Source organism: Streptomyces sp. DSM 116795 (assembly GCF_055792905.1).
The window spans coordinates 384,303-408,631 of record NZ_CM147707.1 but is presented as its reverse complement, the minus strand read 5'-3'; the positions used below and the strand labels follow the sequence as shown (position 1 = coordinate 408,631).

18 protein-coding genes are annotated in these 24,329 nt (G+C 67.3%); 6 read left to right on the top strand and 12 right to left on the bottom strand.

Features of this window, described 5'->3' with window-relative positions; translation table 11 throughout:
- Positions 1 to 15 precede the first annotated feature (15 nt).
- The 11 genes from ACSMXX_RS01760 to ACSMXX_RS01710 form a co-directional block, all read right to left on the bottom strand.
- A complete protein-coding gene (locus tag ACSMXX_RS01760) occupies positions 16 to 927 on the bottom strand; it encodes an ABC transporter ATP-binding protein (RefSeq protein ID WP_473184592.1) in 912 nt (303 codons plus the stop codon).
- A 296-nt stretch (positions 928 to 1,223) separates the two neighbouring features.
- Positions 1,224 to 2,855: a Rieske 2Fe-2S domain-containing protein gene (locus ACSMXX_RS01755; protein ID WP_473182238.1), complete on the bottom strand. Its 1,632-nt coding sequence runs from the start codon at positions 2,853 to 2,855 to the stop codon at positions 1,224 to 1,226.
- 78 nt (positions 2,856 to 2,933) lie between these two features.
- Positions 2,934 to 4,124 (bottom strand): UDP-N-acetylglucosamine--N-acetylmuramyl-(pentapeptide) pyrophosphoryl-undecaprenol N-acetylglucosamine transferase, encoded by a 1,191-nt coding sequence (locus ACSMXX_RS01750; protein WP_473182237.1) that lies wholly within the window; start codon positions 4,122 to 4,124, stop codon positions 2,934 to 2,936.
- Between the two features lie 562 nt (positions 4,125 to 4,686).
- Positions 4,687 to 5,253, bottom strand: coding sequence for a hypothetical protein (locus tag ACSMXX_RS01745; protein WP_473182236.1), 567 nt, complete (start codon positions 5,251 to 5,253; stop codon positions 4,687 to 4,689).
- On the bottom strand, positions 5,250 to 6,701 hold the full coding sequence (locus ACSMXX_RS01740; protein ID WP_473182235.1) for a sensor histidine kinase: 1,452 nt from the start codon (positions 6,699 to 6,701) through the stop codon (positions 5,250 to 5,252). The genes ACSMXX_RS01745 and ACSMXX_RS01740 overlap by 4 nt, the downstream gene beginning before the upstream one ends.
- On the bottom strand, positions 6,698 to 7,396 hold the full coding sequence (locus tag ACSMXX_RS01735) for a winged helix-turn-helix domain-containing protein (protein ID WP_473182234.1): 699 nt from the start codon (positions 7,394 to 7,396) through the stop codon (positions 6,698 to 6,700). The genes ACSMXX_RS01740 and ACSMXX_RS01735 overlap by 4 nt, the downstream gene beginning before the upstream one ends.
- A 107-nt stretch (positions 7,397 to 7,503) precedes the next feature.
- Positions 7,504 to 8,757, bottom strand: coding sequence for an acyltransferase family protein (locus tag ACSMXX_RS01730; RefSeq protein ID WP_473182233.1), 1,254 nt, complete (start codon positions 8,755 to 8,757; stop codon positions 7,504 to 7,506).
- 16 nt (positions 8,758 to 8,773) lie between these two features.
- Entirely contained in the window at positions 8,774 to 9,595 is an 822-nt protein-coding gene (locus ACSMXX_RS01725; protein ID WP_473182232.1) for an SGNH/GDSL hydrolase family protein, read from the bottom strand.
- A 1,180-nt stretch (positions 9,596 to 10,775) separates the two neighbouring features.
- On the bottom strand, positions 10,776 to 12,290 hold the full coding sequence (locus tag ACSMXX_RS01720) for a beta-propeller fold lactonase family protein (RefSeq protein ID WP_473182231.1): 1,515 nt from the start codon (positions 12,288 to 12,290) through the stop codon (positions 10,776 to 10,778).
- 1,335 nt (positions 12,291 to 13,625) lie between these two features.
- A complete protein-coding gene (locus tag ACSMXX_RS01715) occupies positions 13,626 to 14,414 on the bottom strand; it encodes a hypothetical protein (protein WP_473182230.1) in 789 nt (262 codons plus the stop codon).
- Positions 14,415 to 14,419: 5 nt separating this feature from the next.
- On the bottom strand, positions 14,420 to 15,343 hold the full coding sequence (locus ACSMXX_RS01710) for an ABC transporter ATP-binding protein (RefSeq protein WP_473182229.1): 924 nt from the start codon (positions 15,341 to 15,343) through the stop codon (positions 14,420 to 14,422).
- Between the two features lie 973 nt (positions 15,344 to 16,316).
- Between ACSMXX_RS01710 and ACSMXX_RS01705 the strand changes: the two genes are divergently transcribed.
- Both ACSMXX_RS01705 and ACSMXX_RS01700 read left to right on the top strand, forming a co-directional pair.
- The gene (locus ACSMXX_RS01705; RefSeq protein WP_473182228.1) at positions 16,317 to 17,576 is read left to right on the top strand and encodes a sensor histidine kinase; all 1,260 of its coding nucleotides are present in this window, start codon (positions 16,317 to 16,319) and stop codon (positions 17,574 to 17,576) included.
- A gap of 491 nt (positions 17,577 to 18,067) precedes the next feature.
- Positions 18,068 to 18,448: a DUF2637 domain-containing protein gene (locus ACSMXX_RS01700; protein WP_473182227.1), complete on the top strand. Its 381-nt coding sequence runs from the start codon at positions 18,068 to 18,070 to the stop codon at positions 18,446 to 18,448.
- A gap of 310 nt (positions 18,449 to 18,758) precedes the next feature.
- On the opposite strand, the gene ACSMXX_RS01695 is transcribed toward ACSMXX_RS01700, so the two are convergent.
- Complete coding sequence (locus ACSMXX_RS01695) at positions 18,759 to 21,470, bottom strand: helix-turn-helix transcriptional regulator (protein WP_473182226.1); 2,712 nt, start codon at positions 21,468 to 21,470, stop codon at positions 18,759 to 18,761.
- Between the two features lie 328 nt (positions 21,471 to 21,798).
- On the opposite strand from ACSMXX_RS01695, the gene ACSMXX_RS01690 reads away from it, so the two are divergent.
- From ACSMXX_RS01690 to ACSMXX_RS01675, 4 genes are all read left to right on the top strand, one after another.
- Positions 21,799 to 22,479 carry a hypothetical protein gene (locus ACSMXX_RS01690; protein ID WP_473182225.1) on the top strand — a complete coding sequence of 227 codons (681 nt, stop codon included), beginning with the start codon at positions 21,799 to 21,801 and terminating at the stop codon, positions 22,477 to 22,479.
- Between the two features lie 35 nt (positions 22,480 to 22,514).
- Entirely contained in the window at positions 22,515 to 23,027 is a 513-nt protein-coding gene (locus ACSMXX_RS01685) for a hypothetical protein (RefSeq protein ID WP_473182224.1), read from the top strand.
- Between the two features lie 121 nt (positions 23,028 to 23,148).
- Positions 23,149 to 23,568 carry a hypothetical protein gene (locus ACSMXX_RS01680; RefSeq protein ID WP_473182223.1) on the top strand — a complete coding sequence of 140 codons (420 nt, stop codon included), beginning with the start codon at positions 23,149 to 23,151 and terminating at the stop codon, positions 23,566 to 23,568.
- A 236-nt stretch (positions 23,569 to 23,804) separates the two neighbouring features.
- Positions 23,805 to 24,320: a hypothetical protein gene (locus tag ACSMXX_RS01675; RefSeq protein ID WP_473182222.1), complete on the top strand. Its 516-nt coding sequence runs from the start codon at positions 23,805 to 23,807 to the stop codon at positions 24,318 to 24,320.
- The last annotated feature ends 9 nt before the right edge of the window (positions 24,321 to 24,329 follow it).

The window sequence follows — 24,329 nt, the reverse complement described above, 5'->3', positions numbered from 1 at the left end:
GCTGTGGTGGCGGAATCAGACCTGGTCGGGCGTGCGGGTGCGGTACTCCACGCTGCGCCCCGTCAGCTCCGTGAAGGCCGCCTCCAACGAGACGCGCTGTTCGAACAGTTCATGCAGCTCCACACCGCACTCCGACGCCATCGCCGAGATCCGCATGGCGCCGAGTCCGGTGACGACGAGGGTGTCCGCACCATCGGCGGTGACCCCGCCGCCCGCTTGCCGAAGCCGTACGCCAAGTTGGCAAGCCTGAGGGGTGCGTACCTTGATCACACGGCCCCTCCGGATGACCTCCTGCACGCTGGCGTCGGCGATGAGCCGGCCTTGGCCGATCACCACCAGGTGGTCCGCGGTCAACTCCATCTCGCTCATGAGATGGCTGGACACGAAAACGGTGCGCCCTTCGGCGGCGAGTCCCTTCATCAGGTTGCGGATCCAGCGGACGCCTTCAGGGTGGAGACCGTTGACCGGCTCGTCGAACAGCAGGGTCTTCGGATCACCGAGAAGAGCGGCGGCGATGCCCAGCCGCTGGCTCATGCCCAGTGAAAACCCACCGATCCGCTTCCCGGCCACCGCGCCGAGGCCGGTGACCTCCAGCACCTCGCCCACCCTTCGGCGCCCGATCCCGTTGCTGTACGCCAGCCCCAGCAGATGGCCGTAGGCGCTGCGTCCGGGATGAGCTGCCTCGGCCCCAAGCATCACGCCGACCTCGTGCATGGGATGACGAAGCTGATGGAAAGGCATGCCGTTGACCAGCGCACTACCCGAGTCGGGGTGATCCAGACCGAGAAACATCCGCATCGTCGAAGACTTGCCCGCCCCGTTCGGCCCCAGAAAGCCAGTCACCTGTCCACCACGCACCGTGAACGACAAGTCGTCCACCGCCCGCTTCCCGCCATACGCCTTCGTCAGCCCTCTGGCCTCCAACATCGTGCCGCCCAACGGACACTCACCCTTCCTCGATGTCCAGCGGATATCCAGCTACTCAGCACCGTACGAACCTGCACTCACCACCGGGATACCCGAAAAGTGAAGAACGTCCCTCGCGATTCGTCCCGACCTACCGTCGGCTTCCTCCGACTCATGACGGGCGTCTCCGTACATCGACCGACCGGCCCGGCACGACCTCTCGTGCAGCACCAACTGACCACTTACCTCGATTCGTCAACGACGATCGCTGCGCCGGTTCGTGACGCTGAACTGACCCGGCCTCTTAACAACCCGAGCTACACCGTTCCTTGGACGGACCCGGGGGGCTGCTGTTGCGGCTGCGCTTGGGGGATGACTGGGTGCCGCGCGGCCAGGTCGTCCGAGCTTGCCGGACGGGTGGTGAGTATGCGGTCGTCGCTGGTCAGGCAGCGGCCCGTCGCAAGATCGAAGTCCCAGTTGTGCATTGCGCAGGTCAGGACACCGTTCTTGACGCTGCCGAATCGGGTCAGGTCAGCCTGCAAATGTGGGCAGTGCCGCGGCACTACGCGCCCGTCGGCGAGCGCGTATTCCTGCGCGTCGTCCGTCTGCGCGTAGTAGCCCTCGACGAACGCCATGTGCTCTTGTGAGAACGACTTGAAGAACGTGTAGACGTAGTCGTTGTAGGGGCCATTGCGGGAGATCAGCAGGCGGCAGGAGAGGAAGAGCTCGTCAACCCAGTTCGCTGACCGCTCCCGTACCAGATGCTCGATCAGAGGCCGGCGGACCCGAAAGACGTAACGTGCCCCCTCACCTGCGTATCGGGCGACCCGGCGGTCCAAGAAGTCGAACACAATCTCCTCGTCCGGGCCGCCGTCGACGGCTTCCACCTGCAGCAGGATGCGGCCGTTGATTCCGGCGCAGGTCCGGTTGGCGGTTTCCATCAATGGCTGCACGTACTCCTTGAGCTGCCCGACGAGGTCGCTGCGGTCCTGCGGCAGGGAACTAGTGATGACATCGATGGCCGGCTGCATCTTGTGCTTGTACTCGGTGAGGTAGCCGCGGCGGTCGTGCCTAATCCGGGCGACCTCGGCGGCCGGTATCTGGTGTATCTGTGTCGTGCCGTCCGGATGCAGGTCGACCTCGGTGCCGGTCAGGAACAGGTGTGCCCGTTCCAAGCCCTGCTCCTGGAGGTATTCAAGGAAGGCAAACTGATCGGGAAAAGGGTTCGCCGGGTCCTGGTCGAAGTCGTTGAGGTGCCACAGCTCATCGTCGAGGAAGCACGCGGGACCGGCGAAGGGCAGCACGTTAGCCGCGTCGAGCTGCTCGATGTAGCGCAGAGCCCGGGCCATGCCATTGCGCCGCTTGCGGGTGCCCAGAGTCTTCTTCATCCGCTCCGGGAAGTTGTACGACCCCGGGAACCAGATCGCCCCGGAGTACTGCACCAGATGGGCGTGCAGGGGACCGAACGCCTTGATCGCCTCAAGGTCGATGGGGCGTGAGTCGTTCTGGTTGTAGATCCGTACTCGTCCGTCGTCCAGCGCCAGACCCGAGTCACCGAGCGGCCCGTCCAGCGGCGCGTCCACCGAGCTGATCTGCGCCCGCAGGCCGGAGTCCAGAACCAGCGGCTCGTTGTGCCGGGTCTGCACGAAGTTCCGGAACCCCAAGCCCTCCAGGGCATCGCGCAGGTCGGAAACCGGGAAGTCGGGCAGCAGGACAGTGACGTCCTTGCGCATGTGGCGGCTGAGCCACTGCGGATCGTAGTGGTCGCGGTGGAGGTGCGAGATGTAGAGATAGTCCGCGTCGGCCAGCCGGTCCGGGGCGATCCCGGTGTTGTCCGGGAACGGCACCCAGGAACCGAAGTAGGCCGGGGTGAACCAGGGGTCGCACAGGACCGATCCGGCGCTGGACTCGACGAACAGCCCGGCATGGCCGATCGAGGTGATACGCATTGCAGCCTTCCTTGCTATACAGCCCGGTGCGCACTCGCATCCCGGGGTAGGTGGGGGGCGGTTGGCCTGGTGACGCGCTCAGACGCCGAGCGTGTCCCTACGGTCAGGGAGCTGAACGGGCGGACCTCCCGTCGCTCGCCCGGCCAGGTCCAGGACCTGCTGGGCGAGCAGACCGGCGGCCTGAGCGTGCGGGCCCGGGTCGGCTGCCCCGCTCATCACTGACAGCCGCCGAGGATCGGCAAGGAGCGGTTCGATCAGGTCGGCCAGCTGGGACGGCACAGCCCGCTCGTTCGGCAGCAGCAGCGCGGCGCCTTGATCCACCAGGACACGCGCGTTGTGGGTCTGATGGTCACCGGGAGCGTGCGGCAGCGGGACGAGCACTGCAGGAAGGCCGGTGCTGGCCAGTTCGGCCACGGTCGACGAACCCGCCCGGCATACGGCCAGATCCGCCGCCGCATAGGCCAAGTCCATCCGCTCCAGATACGGGGTGGCTTCGGCCACCGAGTCGCCGCCGTTCGCGGCGAGCCGCTCCCGGACCTCAGTCAGCGCCTGCGGGCCCGTCTTGATCAGCAGCCGCACGTCGACACGGTCACGCCAATGAGCGGCCAAGCCGATTGCGGTGTCGGTCAGGCGCGCCGCCCCCAGGCTGCCGCCGTTGACCAGGACCAGACGTTGCCCCCGACGCAGCCCGGCCCAGGCCCGCGCTTCCTTGCGCAGCTGCAGCCGGTTCAGCCCGGTCATCGCATCGGCCAGCGGCATGCCGACCACCTGAGCGCGCTCGGCGCTGGCCTGCGGTAGCCGGGGGCGGGACTGCTCGAAGGCCAGCGCGACATGCGGGGTGAGCCGGGCAGAGAATCGGTTGGCCCGGCCGGGCACCGCATTGGATTCATGAATCAGGCTGGGCAGCCGGGCCCGCCGTGCGCCGAGGATCACCGGGGCGCTGGGGTAACCGCCCATCCCGACTGCAACCTGCGCACCCTGATCCCCGAGTATCTTCCTGGCCTGTCCCGAGGAGCGCCACAGATCGACCGGCAGCAGGTAACGCCGAGGCCCTATGCCGCGCTCAAAAGGGATCATGTCCACCGTATCCAGCCGGTAGCCGGCTTTGGGGATCAGCTCGCCTTCCAGACCACGCTCCGTACCGATGAAACTGATCCGGGCGCGCGGCTCGATCTGCCGCAGCGTGTCGGCCAGGGCGATGCCTGGGTAGATGTGTCCACCGGTGCCACCGGCACCGATGACCACCGAGAGTACTGAGTCGGTCGTCATCGCGTCTTCTCCGCTCTTCCACTTTCGGGGCGTTCCAGGGGCGAACAGCCGCCCGGCTGAAGTAGGCGATTCCGACCGTAGAGGGGCGTATTGAATGAATGAGACTCGAGAGTGTGGCCGTTCTGCCCGCGCAATGTCCGCGTTCCATGACAGGAACGGAGGGCTGATCCCGGACGTCACCAGGCTGTCCGGGAGAAAGCGCATGCGGTTACGATGCAGACGATCCCCGGGAAGGCGCTCAGCGGACCGCGGTAGACGGTAGTGAGGGACTCCACCCGCGTGTGAGCGGAGATCTCCTCGCGCCGTCGATTCCCGCGACGTCGCCTTGCGGCGCCGATGGGTTGCGGGTTGTGGTCGGCAGGGCGGTGGCCGGTAGGACAGGCGTTGCGCCCGACCCGGCGGGCAGCGTGTACGGCTCGTTGCACTGCTGCCCGCTGGGGCTAAGGCGCCGGCCTCTCGCCAGCCGTGACCGGCAGGCGCTGTCTGTTCCCGCGTGCGAGCGGCCAGACTGCACCACGCTTTGGCCCCTCCTGCGTGAAAGTCTCGGGACGCGTTCCACTTGCTATCTTGTGGCCGCCCCCTGGCTCGGGGCAGATTCGGGCACGGGAATGACGTTGCCCACCGCGTTGCAGCGGACGGTCCAGGGCGACCCCCCGACGCCCTCCTCGTGGACCCGTACGTCCACGTTGGAGGGCTGTGTGCCGTCGACCGCCTGGGCGTGGGCCGCGGTGCAGATGATCTGGCTGAGCCCGAGGTCGCTGCCGGGGTTTATGTGCGCCACGGGCACCGGGAGGCGTAGATCCACGGCGCCGTCAGCAGCCTTTGCGACTAGCCGTCCGTGTATCGGTGGTACGTCGGTGGTCAGGCCGCGGGCGCGTTCGGCGGCGTCGGGGCCTTTGAGGAGCAAGTCGAGTGCCTGCTGCGGGGTTGCGGAGGTGTCGACCTCGCGGGCTACGGCCTGGATGCCGTGCGGGCTGACGAGGTAGAGGTGGACATAGTGGGTCGCGGATCCCGGTTCGCGAAGGCCGGACGCCGGGGCGCCCGCTGGGACCGGCGCGGTGGTGCCAATGCCGCAGCCTGCGGCCAACACACCCAACACGGCTACGAGAGAGATGAGTTGGCGCTTCACGACTGGTCCTCCTGTCGGAGCGTGAGCGGGAGTGTGACGGTGAACACCGCGCCGCCGTCCGGGAGGTTGGCGGCGGTCAGGGTGCCGTGGTGCAGTCGTACGTCTTCCCTCGCGATGGCGAGTCCGAGGCCGCTGCCCTGGGAACGGGTCCGCGCAGCATCCGCCTTGTAGAAGCGGTCGAAGACATGCGGCAGGACTTCGTCGGGGATGCCGGGGCCGTGGTCGGCAACGTCGATCACAAGGAACTCCTGCGTGGCAGTCGCCCGGACCGTGACGGGAGCGGCGCCGTGGCGCAACGCGTTGCCGATCAGGTTGGCGAGGACGACGTCGATGCGCCGAGCGTCGACTCTGATGCGCAGATCGTCCTCAGGGAGCTCGACGATCACCTCATCCGGCTCGCGCCAGCCGCGCAGATGAAGCGACTTGTGGACGAGGGTGCGCAGACTCACGTCGTCCAGGTGCAACACCTCCGCACCCGCGTCGAAGCGGGAGATCTCCATCAGGTCCTCGACCATGCTGGCCAGCTTGCGGGTCTCGTCGCTGATGAGGAGACCCGCCTCGGCGGTGTCTGGAGGCAGCGTGCCGGAGCGGGCATCCTCGTCGAGGGCGTCGGCGACAGCGATCATCGCGGCGAGCGGAGTCCGCAGTTCGTGCGAGACGTCTGCGGCGAACCGACGGGCGTTGGCCTCCATGCGTCGCAGCTCGGCGTCGTCCCGCTCCAGCGCAGCCGCCATGGTGTTGAACGTGGCGGTAAGCGTGGCGAGTTCGTCCTTGCCGACAGCGTCCAGGCGCGGGTCCCGGGCGCCCGAGGCGATCTTCTCGGCGGCCGTACGCAGCTGCCGTACGGGACGCAGCACCCGGCGTGCCGCAAACAGGGCGGGCACAACGGCGAAGGCGAGCGTCACGACGGTTCCTACCCAGGCCGCGGTGATCAGAGCGGAGATGTCGGCCCGTTCGTTGTCCAGCGGCAGAACGGCGTGGACGACCATCCCCGACGGTTTCCCCGCTTCCTTGCCCTCGTCGGTGTAGTCGACGGGCATGCCGATGAGCAGTCGGGGTCCGCCAGCGTTCTGCACGCGCTCGTAGAAGGTGGTGTCGCCGTTCTTGGTCGCGTCGCGCAGATCGCTGGGGAGGTCGACCGCGGTGCCGATGAGCGGCCCGCCATCGCGGGAGACGGCCGTGTGCCAGCCGTGCGAGCCCGAAGCATGGTCCAGCTTGTGCACGAAGGCGCGCAGGTCCGTATCGGCGGGGTCGTCCGGAAGGTTGGGGGCAAGTGAGCCGATCTGGTGGCGCAGATCGTGGACGGCGCTGTTCTGGGTGCGGTTCAGGATCGCGCTGTGGGCCTGCCGGAAGGTGAGCGCGGCGGTGATCAACGCGCTGAGCGCGGCCACGAGCATAAAGGCGACGACCAGGCGCGGGCGCAGGCCGCGGGGCAACGCGAGCTTCATGCGGGCAGCGGGCCGAAGCGGTAACCGAAGCCGCGCACCGTCTGGACGTACACCGGGCGGCGCGGGTCCTCTTCGATCTTGTTGCGCAGCCGATTCACGCAAGCGTCGACCAGGCGGGAGTCCCCGTAATAGCTGTGCTCCCAGATTTCCTCGAGCAGTTGCTGGCGGCTGAAGGTCCGCTTCGGGGTGGCGCTGAGAAAGAGCAGCAACTTCAACTCGGAGGGGGAGAGCGGAAGTTCTTCGCCGTGCTTACGGACGATCAGCGCGTCGGGGTCGATCTCGAGATCGCCCACCCGGGTCGGCCCAGCACATGTGCCGGGGTGGGCCTGGGTGGGGGCGACGCGGCGCAGCACCGCGCGCATCCGTGCCTCGATGACCGCGGCGCTGGCGGGTTTGACGACGTAGTCGTCGCCGCCCGCCTCGAGGCCGACCACGACGTCGATGTCGTCGCTGCGCGCGGACAAGATCACGATGGGAACCCGGCCGGTCTCGTGGATGCGGCGGCATACTTCGAGGCCGCTCATGCCGGGGAGCATCAGATCGAGGAGCACGAGGTCAGGCTTGAAGGCAGCCAGGGCCTCAAGGCCGTCCTCGCCGGTGCCGACCGCCGCAGTCTCGTGCCCGTTGCGGGACAGGCCCAGGACGACACCGCGGCGCACGGCCGGATCGTCCTCGATCAGCAGGACACGGGTCATTTACGAGTCCTTTCCAGGATCTAGGTGTTGTTCCGGCACTAACTGGTATATAAGGCGCAGATCGCCCAGTGTACGGGCGAGCGTGGTGCCCGCTGCTTGTCCGGGGGTCACTTCAACCGGTTGACGTCGACCGTGCCCACCCCCGGTACCGGCTGAGGCACCGCGGCCCACAGGACGGCTCCAGCCAGAGCCACCGCGATCGCCGCGATCAAACCGCGCCTGCCGCGCGCCCACCCCACCCCGAACCGCACGGGATCCTCGACGAACCGCTTCGTCACCGCAGCGGCCACCAGCGAAACCCCGATCGCGACGCCGGTCCCGCCCCAGTCCCCGAGCACCGACAGCCTCGGCAATAGCAGCAGATACACCGGCAAGTGCCACAGATACAGGCTGTACGACAACTTGCCCAGGCCACGTGGCAGGCGGCTGCCCGCAATCCGTGCCGCCCAGGTGCCCGGCACCTGGGCCAGCATGACGATCAGCACGGCCGCAGTCAGAGAGTGAAGGAAGAGCCCGCCCCGGAAGAGCACGGGCGCCTTCTCGCCCTCGATCACCGCCCACGCCACCGCCAGCCCCCACCCCAGGGCCAGGCACATCAGGTCGGCCACGTGGCGCGGAACCCGGCTAACGAGATTGCGCACCGGTGCGGTGGCCACGAGCGCCCCGAGTAGCAGGGCGGCGCCACGGGTGTCGGCGCCCTCGTAGGCGTGGGTGGTGTCCGCCGCGGCACCGAACAAGACGGTCAGAGCGAGGGAGACCAGGGCACCCGCCCCGGCGAGCGAGGCCACGATCCGCTCACCGCACCGCCCCCGGGCGGCCACCGCTACCACCAGCGGCCAGGCCAGATAGAACTGCCACTCCACGCCAATGCTCCACAGGTGGGAGAAGACGCGGGTGTCGGAGGTGTTCCAGTAGCCGATCTGCTCGGTGATGTAGTGCCAGTTGACCGCCTGGGCCCCCACCCAGGGCATGTCGTCGAGCGCGAAGCGCAGATGCTCCGTGCTCCCCCACGCCCACGTGACCAACACGGTCACGACCACCACACAGAACAGAGCGGGCAACAGGCGACGGGCACGGCGTCCCCAGAAAGCGGCCAGGTCGATCCGGCCCCGCCCCGTTACTTCGCCGAGCAGCAGCCCTGTGATCAGAAACCCTGAGAGCACGAAGAATAGGTCGACGCCGAGAAACCCACCGCGCAGATGGCCTCCGTGGAAGAGCAGCACCGCCGCGACCGCGAACCCCCGCAGCCCATCGAGGGCGGCGACGTGCGCACGGCCCACTCCGCTGGGGCGTGCCACACGGTGCCTGCCCGGCACCGTGCGGCGGCGCCCAGGCGGGAGCAGCTGAAGATGCGAGGTCATGAAGCCAGCCGTTCCCTCACGCACCACAGCGGAGCTTGCTGTATCGCTCGTCGCCGGTCCAGGGCTTCTGGACCCAGGAGTCCACCGACGCCGGCGTGAACCTCTCCTCCTTGCCGAGCTGTCGGATGAACCACGTGGCGAAGGCGGCTGCCCCCTGCTGGCAGTTGTGGATCCCGTCTAGGGCGCGCTGCGCCTTCCCCGCCGAGGCATCGGTGCCCCACACCTGTGAGGCGTCGAAGAACGCCGCCGTGCCACCGCTCTTCCCGGCGACTTCCGCGGCTACCTTGGGAGCGGTGCGCATCTGCGCCTCGTGCTGCTTGTAGAACCCGTCGATCTTGATGGGCGGGGAGGAAACGAACACCACCTTGACCCCGACGCTCTTGGCCGCGTCGACGACCCTCTCGTAGGCAGTCCGCTGCTTATCCCGGCTTCCCCAGTCGTACGTCGTGACTTGGTAGGCGACCACGGTAGGACGGAACGACTCGATGTCCTTGGCCAGTTGCTGCCACGTGTCGCCGGAGATCGTCCGCGCAATCTTCTCGCCGCTATTGACGATCGTCCCCCCACCATTCGATGAGGAGTCCTTGAACGCCACACCACTGGCCTTCAGGGCGGCGCCCAGGGCGGGAGCCTCAGCACCCGCGATGGAGTCGCCCAGCCACAGCACCTTCGTACCGGTGCTCGTCGGATTGCCCTTCCCCTCGTCCCTGATGTCGGAGCCCTTCTCGCCGCATCCGACCACGGTGAGGCCGAGCGCAGCGACTGCGGCGACCACGCTCAAGGCATAGCGGGCCGAGCGGTGAAGAGAACGGGAACGGGAGTTGTGTTTGCTGTTCATGCCCCCAGCACAACAGCCCCCAAGCGCCCAACCGCCCGCCGTCATCGTTTGCTTATGGTCCGCGCAAGGAGCGCGCATGAAGGCCGCCGCCCAAGGTTTGGATACGGAGCGACCTCTCAGGCCCGCCGCGTGCGAGCGGGAGAGCTTGGATCCGATGCGGCCGCGCACGCCCATGTCACTGTGCACATACGGGAGTTGGGCTCCCAGCCGAGTCGTCGCGGCGCCAACGTCGTGGCGGCGGTAGGCATCAAACGCCCTCGACGCCCGTCCCAGACGTGCCACACCGGGACCAAGGCCCCGCCGCCTGCTTGCGCGGACCAAGTACCAGCCACTTCTCCTTCAGTTCGACCACTAGTACCGCTGAACCCGCAGTCCTGCGCCCTCGTACGGCCGTCAGCCTGGAAGTAATTCCACGCAACTTCTAGCTCGTCGTGGCTCAGCTCCCACCCGAGATGGAGCAGAAGATGAAAGCGGGGAGGCCGATGGCGGTGGAGCCGGCGACATACACATCACCGTCGGAGTGCTCCCGATGAAGGTGAGGTCAACGTCAGGCGGAGGCAGCTCCAGAGGGCGAAGTACGTGGGGGCGAGAGCAGGTTGCAGCGCCAGGGCGGTCAGAGCCGCATGGACCTGCGGGCGGGCGCTGAAGGTGCGGTGCGGGTGCATGCCCGTGCTCGGGTCTTGTGCGGTGCGGGGTGGCGCCCGCCTCCCGCTGCCCGGACGCCGGCGTGTGGGCAGCGTTCGGCGCCTGTGGGGGTGTCAGCGGCGGCGGTTGCGGGATGCCTGGATTGGTTCGGTGCCAGGCGGTACTTGGCGAGGCCCGGAGTGGGAGCTCGTTGCGAATCTGGGGGGGGGGGAGCAGAACCCTTATCGCCGGCTTTCAACTCGTCAGCCCACGCAGGGGGACAAGCCCGCCGCCCAGCCGGTGGGGGACCTTCTCATGCGGGGATGTTCCAACGCTCCGCATGCGATATGAGATGGGCGAGGCTCCGCGGTTGTTGGGCCGGTGGTTGGTCACCGGCGCAAACGACCGAGGAGCCTCGCCGCCTCCAGTAGGGAGTCCCATCGGGGCAGCCCACTGGATCACAGTGCAGGACGGTCACGTGTTGGTGTGGCGGGGCCAGGCCCGTGGCGGATGAGGTGTGCCTCGGCCATGTCGGCCTCTCCCGGAACCACCCTGGTCAGGCGCTGATCGCCACCTCCAATGGGTTGGTGCCGACGGCAGGGGTGGCGATGACCGTGTCATCGCTGGTCTGGATTACCGACACCGAAGCACTGCCGGAGTTGGCGACGTAGACCTTGCTGCCATCCAGCGTGACCGCCACACCCTGCGGGCCGGTGCCGACGGTGGGTGTGGCGATGACCGTGTTGTCGCTGGTGCGGATGACCGATACCGAAGCGCTGCCGGAGTTGGTGACGTAGACCTTGCTGCCGTCCGGCGTGACCGCCACAGCGACGGGGCTGCTGCCGACGGCAGGGGTGGCGATGACCGTGTCATCGCTGGTGCGGATTACCGACACCGAACCGCTGCCAAGGTTGGCGACGTAGACCTTGCTGCCGTCCGGCGTGACCGCCACACCGAACGGTACGCTGCCGACGGCAGGGGTGGCGATGACCGTGTTGTCGCTGGTGCGGATGACCGATACCGAAGCGCTGCCGGAGTTGGTGACGTAGACCTTGCTGCCGTCCGGCGTGACCGCCAACATCCGCGGGCTTCCGCCGACGGCAGGGGTGGCGATGACCGTGTTGTCGCTGGTGCGGATCACCGATACCGAACCGCTGGTCTGGTTGGTGACGTAGACCTTGCTGCCGTCCGGCGTGACCGCCACATTCTGCGGGTTGGTTCCGACGGTGGGTGTGGCGATGACCGTGTCATCGCTGGTGCGGATTACCGACACCGAATCGCTGTTGAAGTTGGCGACGTAGGCCTTGCTGCCGTCCGGCGTGACCGCCACAGCGACGGGGCCGGTTCCGACGGCGGGTGTGGCGATGACCGTGTTGTCGCTGGTGCGGATGACCGATACCGAACCGCTGCCGGAGTTGGTGACGTAGGCTTTGCTGCCGTCCGGCGTGACCGCCACACCGACGGGGCTGCTGCCGACGGCAGGGGTGGCGATGACCGTGTCATCGCTGATGCGGATGACCGATACCGAAGCGCTGCCGTTGTTGGTGACGTAGGCCGCCGTCCCCGGCCCCACGCCGGTGTAGTCGTAGGCTATGCCGCAGCCTGGGCCGCTGGCGGTCACCACGGTGACCAGTACCGTGCCGGCGGTTCCCGGAGGAGCCACAGCGTTGATCGCCCGGTCACCGGTCACGCGGAAGCTGAGGGCGTCGGCGGTGCCGAACTTCACGGCGGTCGCGCCCGTGAAACCCGTCCCGGCGATGTTGACGGGGTTGCCGCCCGCAGTCGGCCCGGAGCCGGGGTAGATGGCCTGGATTTTCGCGCCCGGTGTGCCGGTGTAGCAGAAGGCCTTGCCGTTGCTGGTGCCTTCAGGGGTGACCACCGTGACCAGGAGCGAACCGGACCCTGGGGGGACGGTGGCGTTGATCATTCCGCTGTTGGCCACGGTGAAGGTGGCGTTGGTGGTGCCGAACTTCACGGCGGTCGCGCCCGTGAAATTGGTGCCGAGGATCCGGATCGAGGTGCCGGCCGACCCTGAGGTGGGCTGGATGAGACTGATGGTTGGCGCTGGCATGATGCTGCCTCCTGCGAACGAGGACGATCCCTGGCAGGGGCTCCACACGCGTGGACGCAGCCTCGTCAACACCCTTTCCGTGTCGGGGCGCACGGCAGAAGAAGGTTGTCCAGGCCCTTGATAACGTGAAACCCGCTACCTCTTGCCTCCATGGAAACCAGCAGGAGACACGCCCCGAAAGGCGCGAATCAGAGCAGAAGATGCAAAAGTGGTGAATAGGACAATCCCACAAGGCGTCAACTACACCAGTCCACGCCGGAGCACGCCCCCCGGGTTACCGAGCCACGCCGGCACCTCAAGCCGCGGCACGCACCGCAGCCCGTGAAAGGGGACGGCGCGAAGTTCCGTATCTGGACGGACTGGGTCTACGCGGTCTTTCGGCTTGGACGGGTAATCGCGTTGATCGTCGGATGCAGCTCCTCGCCACCCATCTGCGCACCGACCCCCTGGACGCCCTGGAGATAGCCCTGTGGCGGGACCAAGAAGGCCATGGACTGATTCGCCACAGTGGCGGCGGGGCGCGATCTGTCTCCATCCGCTACAGGGAACGGCCGTGGACGTCGGCGCCACTGCCTCGGTCGCCGACAGCTACGACAACGCCATGGCCGAAGCCCCCTCTACGGCTTCCTATAAGTCGAACTGATGGTACGCGGCTCTGTATTCGTGCCTCGGACACCAGGGAGCAAGCAACGCATCGGTAGCTTCCGAGCGGCACATAGCTGTCGATTCCATGTGCCGGGGGCCTCGTTGGGCCGACGCGTGAACGCATGAAGGTTCGACGAAGGGGCAGGTGTCCTCACCGAGGGTGGCGCACGTGCGACACCCGCACACACCCGGCAAGGGGGCTCCCTGCTGCTGGCCAACATCGTCTGGAAGGGCTGGACGAGTACGTCGCCAACCGGCTGGACGAGCCGATCACCACAGAGGCATGACGAGTGGGACGACAGACGCAAGCACCGCCGGGCTCACTGGAGGGAACTCCGCCGGCGCTACTACGACGGCCGGTGATGGCGCGCTGTTCAGCGTGAAGTGGTCGACGACCTCGTCCAGGCCCGGATCCCGCGCCATCCCGGGTGCCTACCCCTTCACCGCCAGCCCAGCGAGGACTAACTGAACTGAACGACCTGCTCCGCGACGATGGTGCACAGGTCACGGGTACGACGGGAGTTACCGGTCGGCGGGAAGCGGTGGCCGTGTGCCGGGAGCCGAGCGTACGGGCTCGGACAGCGAGCGGCCCGGCCGCTGCCCAACGGGGGAAGGTGCGGCGGCCGGGGCCGATTTTTCTCTAGGCCCAGGAGGTAGCGTGTCCAGCGCCCACCGGACGGTGGGGCGTGATCACACGTCCCGCTGTTTGGCCAATGCGGCTGCGCCGGCGAAGCACGTGAGAGCCACGGCGACAAAGTACAGCAGCCCCGTGAGCGGGCTGAGTTCGTCCGGGACGCCGGTGAAGTCCAGGATGTTCTGCCCTGCCTCGGTCGGCCACCACTTGTTAAGCGTCTCGGAGATCTTGCGGGCGGGGAAGATCGCCGGGAGGACGAATACCACGGTGATAGCCGCGGTGATTCCTCCTGCGGAGGCGCGCAGCGCCAGGCCGAGGGCCAGTGCGAACACCCCGAGGACGCCGAGGTAGATGCCGCCGCCAAGGATCACCCGCAGCATCGATCCGTCGCTGAGGGAGGGGTAGGTGGCGCTGGCCGGCAACATGGCCGTACCCGCGAGGTACGTCGTGAAGGAGATGACGGTTCCGGCGGTCAGGCACAGGGCGAAGACAACCAGCGCCTTGGCGCTCAGCAGCCGGATGCGATCGGGGACGGCCCCGAAGGTGGTGCGTATCGTGCCAGTGCCGTACTCCGCGGTGGCGGCGAGCACGCCCAGGACACACATGGCCACCGAGCCGAGCGGGAAGGCACCATAGACGGTTTGCACTGTGCGTGCCAGCTCCTGTTTCCCTTCTGCCATGGACGCGTTGAGCATGCCGAGGCCGATGGTCAGGGCCGCGCAGGCGGCGAGTGTCCACCAGGTGGAGCGCAGCGACTTGATCTTTATCCATTCAAAGGCCATGGCGTGGGCGAAGCCGGGGCGGCGTGTGGCGGTGCGCACGGGCGCGGTCAGGGTGGTGCTCATCGGATTCACGCGGCCTTTCCGGACTGCTGTACTCGGTACTCGACCGCGTCGGCGGTCAGCTCCATATAGGCGTCTTCCAGGGAGACGCGCTGCGGTGCCAGTTCGTAGAGCCACAGCCCGTTCTCTCCTGCGAGCTCGCCGATCCGTTTCGGCTCAAGGCCTCGGACGGTCAGCGCACCGTCCGCCGCCTCGGCAGCGACAGTGCCACCCTCTTCCGCCAGGAGCGGAGCGAGCGCCTCGGCGTGGGGGCTGCGGACGCGTACAGCGTTGAGGGAACTGCGGGCGAGGAAGGTATCGATCGGACAGTCGCCGACCAGGCGCCCCCGGCCGATGACGATCAGGTGGTCGGCGGTGTCCTGCATTTCGCTCATCAGATGGGAGGAGAGGAAGACCGTACGGCCTTCGGCAGCCAGAGAGCGCAGCAACTCCCTTACCCAGTGGATGCCTTCGGGATCCAGACCGTTGACCGGCTCGTCGAGGATGATCACCTCCGGGTTGCCGAGCAGTGTGGCCGCGATCCCGAGCCGTTGGCCCATACCGAGCGAGAATCCCCCCGCACGGCGGTTGGCGACAGCCGTCAGGCCCACCATCTCCAGGACCTCATCAACGCGCTTGCGGGGCAGGCCGTTGGAGGCGGCCAGTCCGCGAAGGTGCTCGTAGGCGGAGCGGCCGTTGTGGATGCCTTTGGCGTCCAGCAGTGCGCCAACTGTACGCAGGGGCGCGTCCAGCTCCGCGTACGGGTGCCCGCACACGGTGACTGCTCCGGACGTCGGCCGGTCAAGGCCGAGGATCATCCGCATGGTGGTGGATTTCCCGGCACCGTTCGGTCCGAGGAAGCCGGTGACCTGCCCTGGCCGGGCCGTGAAGGTGAGACCGTCCACGGCGGTCTTGTCACCGTATTGTTTTGTAAGGCCCTTGGCCTCGATCATGATGCCTCAATTTCCGTATATGCGTTTCGGTACGACCTAACGCTACGAGGCGTTGATGACCGAAACCGTGGTCCTGGACGGCAGAAATGTGCGCTCGCCATGGGCCTGCGGGGGGAGCCGGGTATCCGTCTCGAGTGGTATCTGCGGAGGGGCATGTGATCCATGAGACGGACGCTCGTGAAGCTGGCGGCCCTGTTGGTGGCGGGCTGTCTGCACTTCGTTGTGGCCACTACTGCTTGCGTCTCCGCATGGGAGGAACGGGTTTGTGAGTCCTCGATGTCCCTTGCTACGCAAGGCCGCATGGACCAGCGGTTGCCCGGATTGATGTGCTCACAGCCGAGCCGTCTGGGGGGCAGCCACCCGGGTAGTGAGCCTCACTTCGTGCCGCACGACGCGCTCGCTTCGGTCGGTGAGCGTGTCGGAGACGGCGGCCATAGCAGAATTGTGCGCGTCCCGTCATCGCTTGGTGAAGTGGTGTCCGGCTTCGGTGCAGTACGATCGATTTTCTGGGGGGGGGGGATTCCATAGTCCCGGGTTGAAGGCTCGTCAGGATCAATCCAAGTTTCCTTTTCACGAGCATCCCGGGGAGGTTCACCTGCGGGCGAGGGGGATGCCCAAGGAAGGCCACATGATCAACAAGAAGAGTGGGCCAATGTGAAGATTCGCTCTGCAGGACGACCGTAGCGGAGGGCATCCCAGCCCTTCGAGAGGGAAAGACGTGCTCGACGCAGGCGCGTGGACAATGCTGGGAGCCCTTGCGGAGCCCTTACCAAGGCAGGGCGCTACGGTCAGTCGCAAGCAGTCATCAGAGAGTGGCTGGGTCGAATCCGTCAGCAGACCCTCCAGCAGCGTCGTTCCATGTCGTAAGGGTCTCCTCACTCCCTGCATTTCCATGGAATACGCCCAACGCCGCCCTCATTCCGTCCTTCGGCTCGCGAGTTCTCCCTCGACCGCTTTGTATCCGGGATTTTGAATGGAATACTTCTACAATTTTGGACGACGGCACAGGATGGCAGTTGATGCCTTCTTGGCGCTGCTCCTATTGCTGCTGTCATGGTGGACGACCGTGGGGAGTGGCCTGAGACCTGGCCAACTCGTCGCCGCGGGCGTGATCATAACAATTCTGACCCTTGGAGTGGCTCTTCGACGACGTTTCCCTCAGGGGGCGCTGCTCCTGGCTATTGCCGTCGGCGTGTTCCAAGTCATCGTTGACTTCAGATTCCTGGCTGCGAACATAGCGTTCTTGGTCATCGCGTATACGGTCGCTGCTATTGGGGAGGCTTGGGCCTCCCGGCTTGCACTGGTGATGGCACCTATCGCGGGAGTCCTGGCGACGCTTCGCTGGAGCAATGCCGATTGGGGCGACCCTAGAGACCTCGCAATCGAGTCGCTGCTTTCGACCATCCTCCTCGTGCTCCCTTGGGCTATAGGCAGCTTGGTGCGTACCCGCCGTGCCTACTGGCGACAGCTTGAGGAACGTGCCGCTCACTTGGAGAAGGAACAGGAGATACAGGCGAAGATTGCAGTCGCCGCAGAGCGTACACGCATAGCGCGCGAACTCCACGACCTGGTGGCCCACAACATGTCGGTGATGATCGTGCAGGCAGACGGTGCCACGTGTGCCATCGACACAGCGCCCCGTCAAGCCAGGCAGGCGCTCGAGGCCATCGCCCTCATGGGGCGTCGTGCGCTCGTTGAAATGCGCCAGGTTCTCGGCCTGCTTCAGAACGGGGCAGGGGCCGACGAAGGGTCCGTCCTCGAGGTGGGGATGGACGAGCTTGAAAGCGTGGTCCGACACTCTCGCAGCGTGGGATTGCTGGTCGACTTCCAGGTCGAGGGATCACAGCGGGCGCTTCCCGCGGAGGTGGGGCTGACCACCTACCGACTCGTGCAAGAGGCCCTCACCAACACCAGGAAGCACGCTGGCCCCGCCGCCCGGGCGACCGTCCGTCTGGCCTGCTTCGATCACGACATCGAGATCCTGGTCGAGGACGACGGGGGCGGAGAATCGCACTCGTGGAGAGAAAGGCGGGGAAGGGAGGGGCTGGGCCACGGCCTCCTCGGCATGCGAGAGCGCGTCGCCCTGGTCGGGGGCCGCATCGAGCAGGGGCCTCGGCCCGGTAGCGGTTTTCGAATCTGGGCGAGGCTGCCCCTTTCGGCGGTCGGCCACCAGACTCGGGCGGCTGGCTCGCGCGCTCTGACTGGTGACGTCACATCAGATTCAGGTCGCTGAACCGCAAGGATTGCGGCAAGCAGGCCGACAGTGCTTGGTCCAGGATGAGTTCTTTAGCCCTGACGAAGCGCGGAGACAGCCGCAGCCCCGAGACCTACGGCAGCAGCGAACCAGCTGGGCGGGCAGGCGCAGACCGCGACCCCGCAGTCCCCACAACTCCCGCAGCCTTTGCGGACTTTGCAGCCTCGCGGAATCCAGGGGCGGCACGGCCGGCCTGCAGCACCTGCAGCCGTACGCAGCCGTACGTGGGCTCCTGTTCCCACTGCCCCCGGGTAGCGCCTTTGGCCCCGACAGTCTTCCCGAACGCGCTATCGGTTCGACCTTCGCGACAGGACACGCTGCCCGAGCGCCGTGAGCACCCTGTGGTCGCGGCAGAGCGCCCCGCGCACCTCGAACAGCATCTACAGGAATCTCGCCCGTCGTGATCTGGTCGTTTCCGCGACGATGGAGGTGCCGAAGCGGCGCTGCCGTCGTCGGGGCGGTGGTGCGCGGTGAGTCGCACGGAGGTGGAGGGTGCCCGTCCTGACCAAGTTGATGGCGGGACGGCTCTTGAGGTGTGGGCGCGGCGGAGCTGTGCGCTCGTCGTTGCTGCGGTGGCTGCCTACGCCACCTACGAGCATCAACGGGACTTTGCCCTCCATGGAGGTGCCGACCCAACGGGGGCGGCACTGTGGCCGCTGTCAGTTGATGGCTTGCTGGTGCTTGCCACGGTCGGCCTGCTGAAACCCGGCGGGCCATCCAACAGCCGTATGCGTTACATGATCCGGCTGGTACACCAAGCGGGATTCCTCGAATTGCTAGTCACTCGCTCCCTGGAAGTTCCTAAGCTAATTATGGGTAACGGTCGGGCCGGACTTTCCCTGGGGTCATGAGGTTCTTGCAGAAAACCCCGCCAGCTCGCCTGGTGGGGTTTTCTTGTTTCATACCGCACACCTCTCTTCTGGCGGCCCCAAGCAGCACCGGACCGGCACTCGGGCCGATCGCCCAGACGCACCGCAGCTACCCGAGACAGGGAGACCCGCCAGCTCTCCGGGGAGTGCTGGAGGCGCAGCGGCTGGGTGTGGTGCATGTCCAGGCTTCCTTCGACAAGGGCCAGTCTGCGGCGTCCTGTGAAGTCACGTTCAGCGGAGCGAGCGAATCGTCGGATGGCCACTCCGACCCATGCTCCGCGGGCCGGGCGGGCTACGTCTGGTCGCCCGGCAAACTCGCAGGCAGGTCCACGCGTCCGCGGACCCCGAGCTTGCGGTAGATGCTGCTCAAGTGCAGCTCCACGGTGCGTCGTACGACGAAGAGGTGCTCAGAGATCTCCCGGTTGCTCAGCCCTCGCGCCGCCAGGTGAGCCACCCGGCGCTCGGTCGGGGTGAGGGACTCGAGCCCGCAGTGAGCCTTGCGGCGGGGCCGGGCACCGGCCGCGATGAGCTCAGCGCTAGCGAGGCGAACCAGCGCGATCGCGCCGCACTGTTGTGCGGCGGTCGCCGCCTGACGCAGGTGGAGGCGGGCATCGGCGAGCTGGTTGGTCGTACGCAGCGCCGTGCCGAGGTCGGCAAGGGCCCGCGCATGCTCCAGCGACGCCTGGGAGTGGCTCAGTGCGGCGACCGCTTCGCGCAACAAAGCGACGCCTGCGCTTCCTTTCGCCGCCCTGCCTGCTGCCCGCATGGCCATGCCGACCGCTCGCGAGCTTCCCCACTGGTGCGCCAGGGCCAGTTCCTCCTCGATGAGTTCGCGGGCTGCCGAGCCCTTCCCTAGCGCCGCGTATCCGACTCCGGCCAGCGAACGCCAGGGAATGACGGCCGGATTGGTCACCTGCCGGGAGTCCAGCCGCCGGCCCGTCTCGAGCAGGTCTTCCACGCCCTGCCGGATCTCTCCCTTGGCCAGGTGCAGACGGCCCCGACTGGTGAGCAGCCAGGTGCCCAGCAGGTTCGCGGGCACGGTCTGTCCCGCCAGGACGTCCGCGATCACGTGCTCGGCCGCATCCAGGTCGCCGTTGTCCACCAGGGCGTCCGCCAGCCGTGCGGTCGCGGCCATGGCCAGGCCGTCCGCCCTGCGTGAGCCGAACTGGAGGAGCATGTCCCGGCAGGCCCGCGCGTCGCTCTGGCAGTCCCCCAGCCGTCCCAGCCGGTAATTCACCTCGCTGCGCACGGCGAGTGCCCGGGCGCTACCCAGCGCAGAGCGGGCATGGTGTGCTTGGTCGACCGCCTGGCCGGCGTGGTGAACGGCGAGTTCGAGTTCACCAGCCACCGTGAGGGTTAGCACGCTCATCGGGTGGAGGAGGGACGCCTCGTTCACTTGTGGGAGGACGCGATCCAGTGCCCGCGATGCCAGCTGCACCGCCTGCTGCCGCTGCAGACCGGACATCATCAAGCGGACCGACCACAGAATGCCCAGCGCGTCGTCCTCCGGATCCTCGGGGAGGTCCATGCGGCCAGCGAGCCGGGCCAGCTCCGCATCCGGCGAAGGCAGATAACACAGGCCCAGCAGAGCCTCCTCGACCTCCAGGCTCAACGCGACCTCGGGGGAGCTGTCCCGTGCCGACCCGGCCACGTTCCGGAGTACCCGCATGCTCTCTCCGTAGCGCTCACTCAGGCACAACAGTCCGGTCAGCCGCCGGGCAGCATCGGCCTTGACCGTGACGTCGGAGGTGACGTCCAGGGCTCGGCGCAGGTAGCCGACGGCAGAGCCGACGTCGGCCGGTGGCTGGGCGGATCCCATGTGCACCATCAGCTGCGACCGCCTCCGGGAGCTCATCGGCTCGCGGAGTGCAGACCGCAGGTGGTCCAGGGCGCGGTCGGGGTCGCCCTCAGCCGTGGCCTGCGCGGCCGCTGCGCACAGCACGTCGGCTGCCCACGGTTCACCGAGCGGGCCGGACCGCAACAGCTGTGCGGCGACATCGGCCGTCGGCGCTCCCCTGGAATGCAGCAGGCGCGCGGCCCTGGCACGCAGTACCCGGCCGGCGCCGGGCGCGAGGCCGGCTAGCACGGCCGCCTGAACTACAGGCGGCCGCAGGGATACCCGGTCGCGGCACCAGTACAGCAGTCGCGCTGCCACCAGCGCGTCGACCAGCGGTGCCACCCGGGCGGTTGCGATTTCCGCTGCGGCGGCGGCCAGGTCCAGTTCGACCGGTTCGCCGAATGCCGCGATCACCTCTACCAGTTCGCCAGCGCCGGAACCGCAGGCCGCCAGGGTTCGTCGCAGCCAGGTCATGACGACCGGCGGAGGGTTCTCCAGCACCTCGCTCAGAAGCGCGGGGCTCACTGGCCGTTTCGCTTCCTCCACCGCGTGCAGCACCGCGTGTAGGAGCCGCGGGTTGCCATCGGTGGCCTGATGGCAGGAGGCGCCGAACTCCTTCTCGACCGGCGTGCCCAGAATGTCTCCCGCGAGGTCGACGACGGCCCTGGTGCGTAGCCCGTCGAGGGCGATCACATGTTCGAAACGGCTTACGAGGTCGGCCTCGATGACGTTCGTCGGCAGGCTCGTGGTCGCCATGACGAGAACACGCCGACGGTGGCTCCTGCGCAGCAGATACGCGAGCCACCGTGCTGAGGCGTCGTCGACCCACCGGAGATCGTCCACCGCGATGACCACCGGCCGGTCCGCCGCCAGCTCCATGGCCTTGTCGCAGAGCTCGTTCAGGCCAACCAGGCCGGGCACGGGCCGGGATCCGTCGACGTCCTCGAACAACTGCTGGACAACGCCGAACGGACAGTCGGCCTCCAGCCGGTCCGCCCCCGCTGCGAGGACGAGTGCTCCCGCGCGCCGCGCCCGCTCGCACGCAGCGTGGAGCAGCGCCGTCCTGCCCATGCCTTCTGCGCCCCGAATCAGCACTGCCGTGCCGCGTCCGCCCCAGACCTCAGCGCGCAGCTCGTCGATCGAGCACAATTCCTCCTCGCGTCCCACGAGGTGCACGGATTCCCCAACTTGACGATTCAACGGGCCCCACCCTGACGGAATTTATCGTGATCCTTATTCAGGAGAGATGCGCCGAGCAAATGTTCCGTTGCCCTACAAGCTGTGATCCATCTCATGACGAACCCGGCAGCGTCCAGAAATTCCCGCGGCGCAACGACCAGCGGCAGAAAATCCTTCGGTACCCGCCGAGAGGCACCGAAGGCACGTTACGGGCACGCTGATTGAGCGGTCGCATTCCGCGCTTCCGCACGATGAATGATTGCCCGCTGCTTATGTTCTGGAGGTGGTCTTGGTGGCGGACTCGACTCTGCGCATCATGGCTCCGAATGGAGACAGACTCGCGTTGCGCCTTACCGATGAAGCGCCCGCACGAGCGGTGGCGACCAACGTACGGTTCGTCGGCGGCGCCTACAGTCGCGGGTTCCAGATCGGTTCTCGTGGCTATCACGACTTCGTTCGCAAGCACGTGATCAAGGCCGCCCCCATGGAACGGTTCGTCGTCGGGGGGCGGGAGACCGTCGTGGCCGCCACTGCGGACGGGAATACCACGATCGTCACCCTGCTGGAGCGGTACCACGAGCTGATGACCGTGTTTACCGGTCCCGCACCGAGTCGGAGGACGCTGATCGGACTGTTCAGCACGCTGGAGATCCAGGACCACCCCCACGGCATGCGGGTGCGCCCGACAAAGGGGGACACCGCGCTGCAGCAGACGGCGGTGACCGTGGCTGAGAGGGGCACGATTGTTGTTCCCGGACCGCGGCAGGCCCGGACGCTGGTTCCGAAGCACCGTGGCAAATCCACCCCGCACGGGGAGCTGTGGCGCGTGCCGTTGCCCGGACGCTCCGCCGACTCCGCAAGCGAGCACGACTACCTGTATGTCGTCGCCGGAGCGAAGGGCGCCGCCGAGATACGGATCGACCCGGGGTCCCGGCTCGACTCCCCTGCCCTGCTGAAGTGGGTGGCCGGGATCGACGCCGCCTGGACCACAGCCTAGGGCGCCGGGCACCTATGTCTCCCACCCTCGCCATCGTGATCGTCAGTTGGATCGCGATCGTCATTCTCTATCTCGCGCTCGCGGCGGTGCTGCGAGAAGTGCGGATGCTGCGCCGGCGGCTGGACGAGCGGGCCGCCACTGCGGCGCCCCCCGCAGAGCTGGTGCTGCCCCCGTCGTTCGTCGAACACATCGCGGAACCGGGTCGGGAGCGAACCGTGCTGGTCGCCGACGCCGGCTGTCCCCTGTGCCGGCACGCCGCCGCCGTCCTTGCGAAGATGGCGACCCCGGACTTCCGGCCAGTCCTGCTCACTTATGAGTCGCCGAAGCGGTGGTCGTCGCTGCCCCATGCGCTGGAGCTCATCCAGGACCGTGACGCATGGGCGTCGCTGGCCCACCTGAGTCCGCCCGTACTCCTGACCGTCGGCAGCGACGGCACCATCGGCTCGCTGCACCTCCCGAGCAGCGAGCGCGACATCGCCGGTGCACTCGCGGCCACGCCCTCAACCCCACCTATGGAAGGTCGTCGTGATGACGTCACAACTGGCTGAAATACCCTTGGTCAACCGGGATGATGACGGTGACCTGCAGCCCACAGCGGCGCTCCGCGGGATGAAGAAGCCCGCCTCACGCAGAAGTGTGTTGCGCGGAATTACCGCATCTGCGCTCACTGTGGGGGTTCTCTCGCTCACATGGGGCAACAGTGGGCGGGCTTTCGCCGAGGAGAGTCAGGGCGGCCTGACGGGCTGGGACCGCAACGACTGCAAGGACGCCTACCCCAGCGGCTATGACGAGGACGCGGACGAGGGCGGTCAGTTCAAGGACGCCAGAGGGGCATGCTTCGGCGGCCCGGTCTCCAGTGACTACTGCGACGCCAACGGCTGGTATCGCGCCGACGAAGTGAGGGAGGGCGACAAGGTCATCAACTACGCGCCGGTCTCCACGATGTGCGGCGAGAATGCGCAGAAGAACGCGTGGAAGTGGACGACTCCGGACGGCAAGGCGTATCGGTGCTCCGACGGAGAGATGACGGTGACTGCTGGCGGTGAGACCAACACCGTGTTCACCATCTGCCGGGCTCTGGTGTCATGAGGCTGACTCAACGCCTGACCTGGCATCCCGCGACTGCGGTAGCACTGATCACCGCCGCCGCGGTCGTCGGGGTGGCCGTTGCACTCCCACTGTCCACAGCTGGGACGGACGGGCTGTGGCCCTGGTTGGTGACCGGCGCGGCAGCGGGGTTCGCGACTAGCGGCTCCACTTGAAGCCGCAACTCAGCCTCTGTGCTGAGCTCGTCGGTCTGGCGAGGTCTGCCCCCTTATGCTTTCGTGCTCGGCCTGGTGCTGGGCGGAGTGATCAGTGGGCTCGGTGTGATGCTTGTCGGCTCCGTGCTGCGCGCGGTGCTGCCTGTGACCGCCGTGGCTGTGGCCACCGTCGTCGTGCTGGCGGTGCTGGTCGCCCGGGAGTTCGGGTGGCCGCGGTTCCCGCTGCCGCAGAACGCACGGCTGGTCCCGGAAACCGTGTTCCGGCACGGCCGGTTCTTCGGTCCGCTGCAGTTCGGGATCGAGATGGGCACCGGCATGCGCACCTATGTGCCGTCCGGACTGCCCTACGCGGCCCTGGTGTTGGTAGCGGGTCTCGCCGGGCCCCTTGCGGCGCTTGTAGCCGGTGCGGCGTTCGGTCTTGGCCGGGCGGCGATGACCATCGGCTCGCTGTACTACGGCGCCGATGGTGAGTGGGACCTGGCTTGGAGCGCCTGGGAGAAGTGGCTGAAGTTCACGCTCGTGCTTGCCTTCGGCGCGGGCCAGACCGTGCTCGTACTGCCACTGCTGGGTCAACCGTAAAGGAGACAG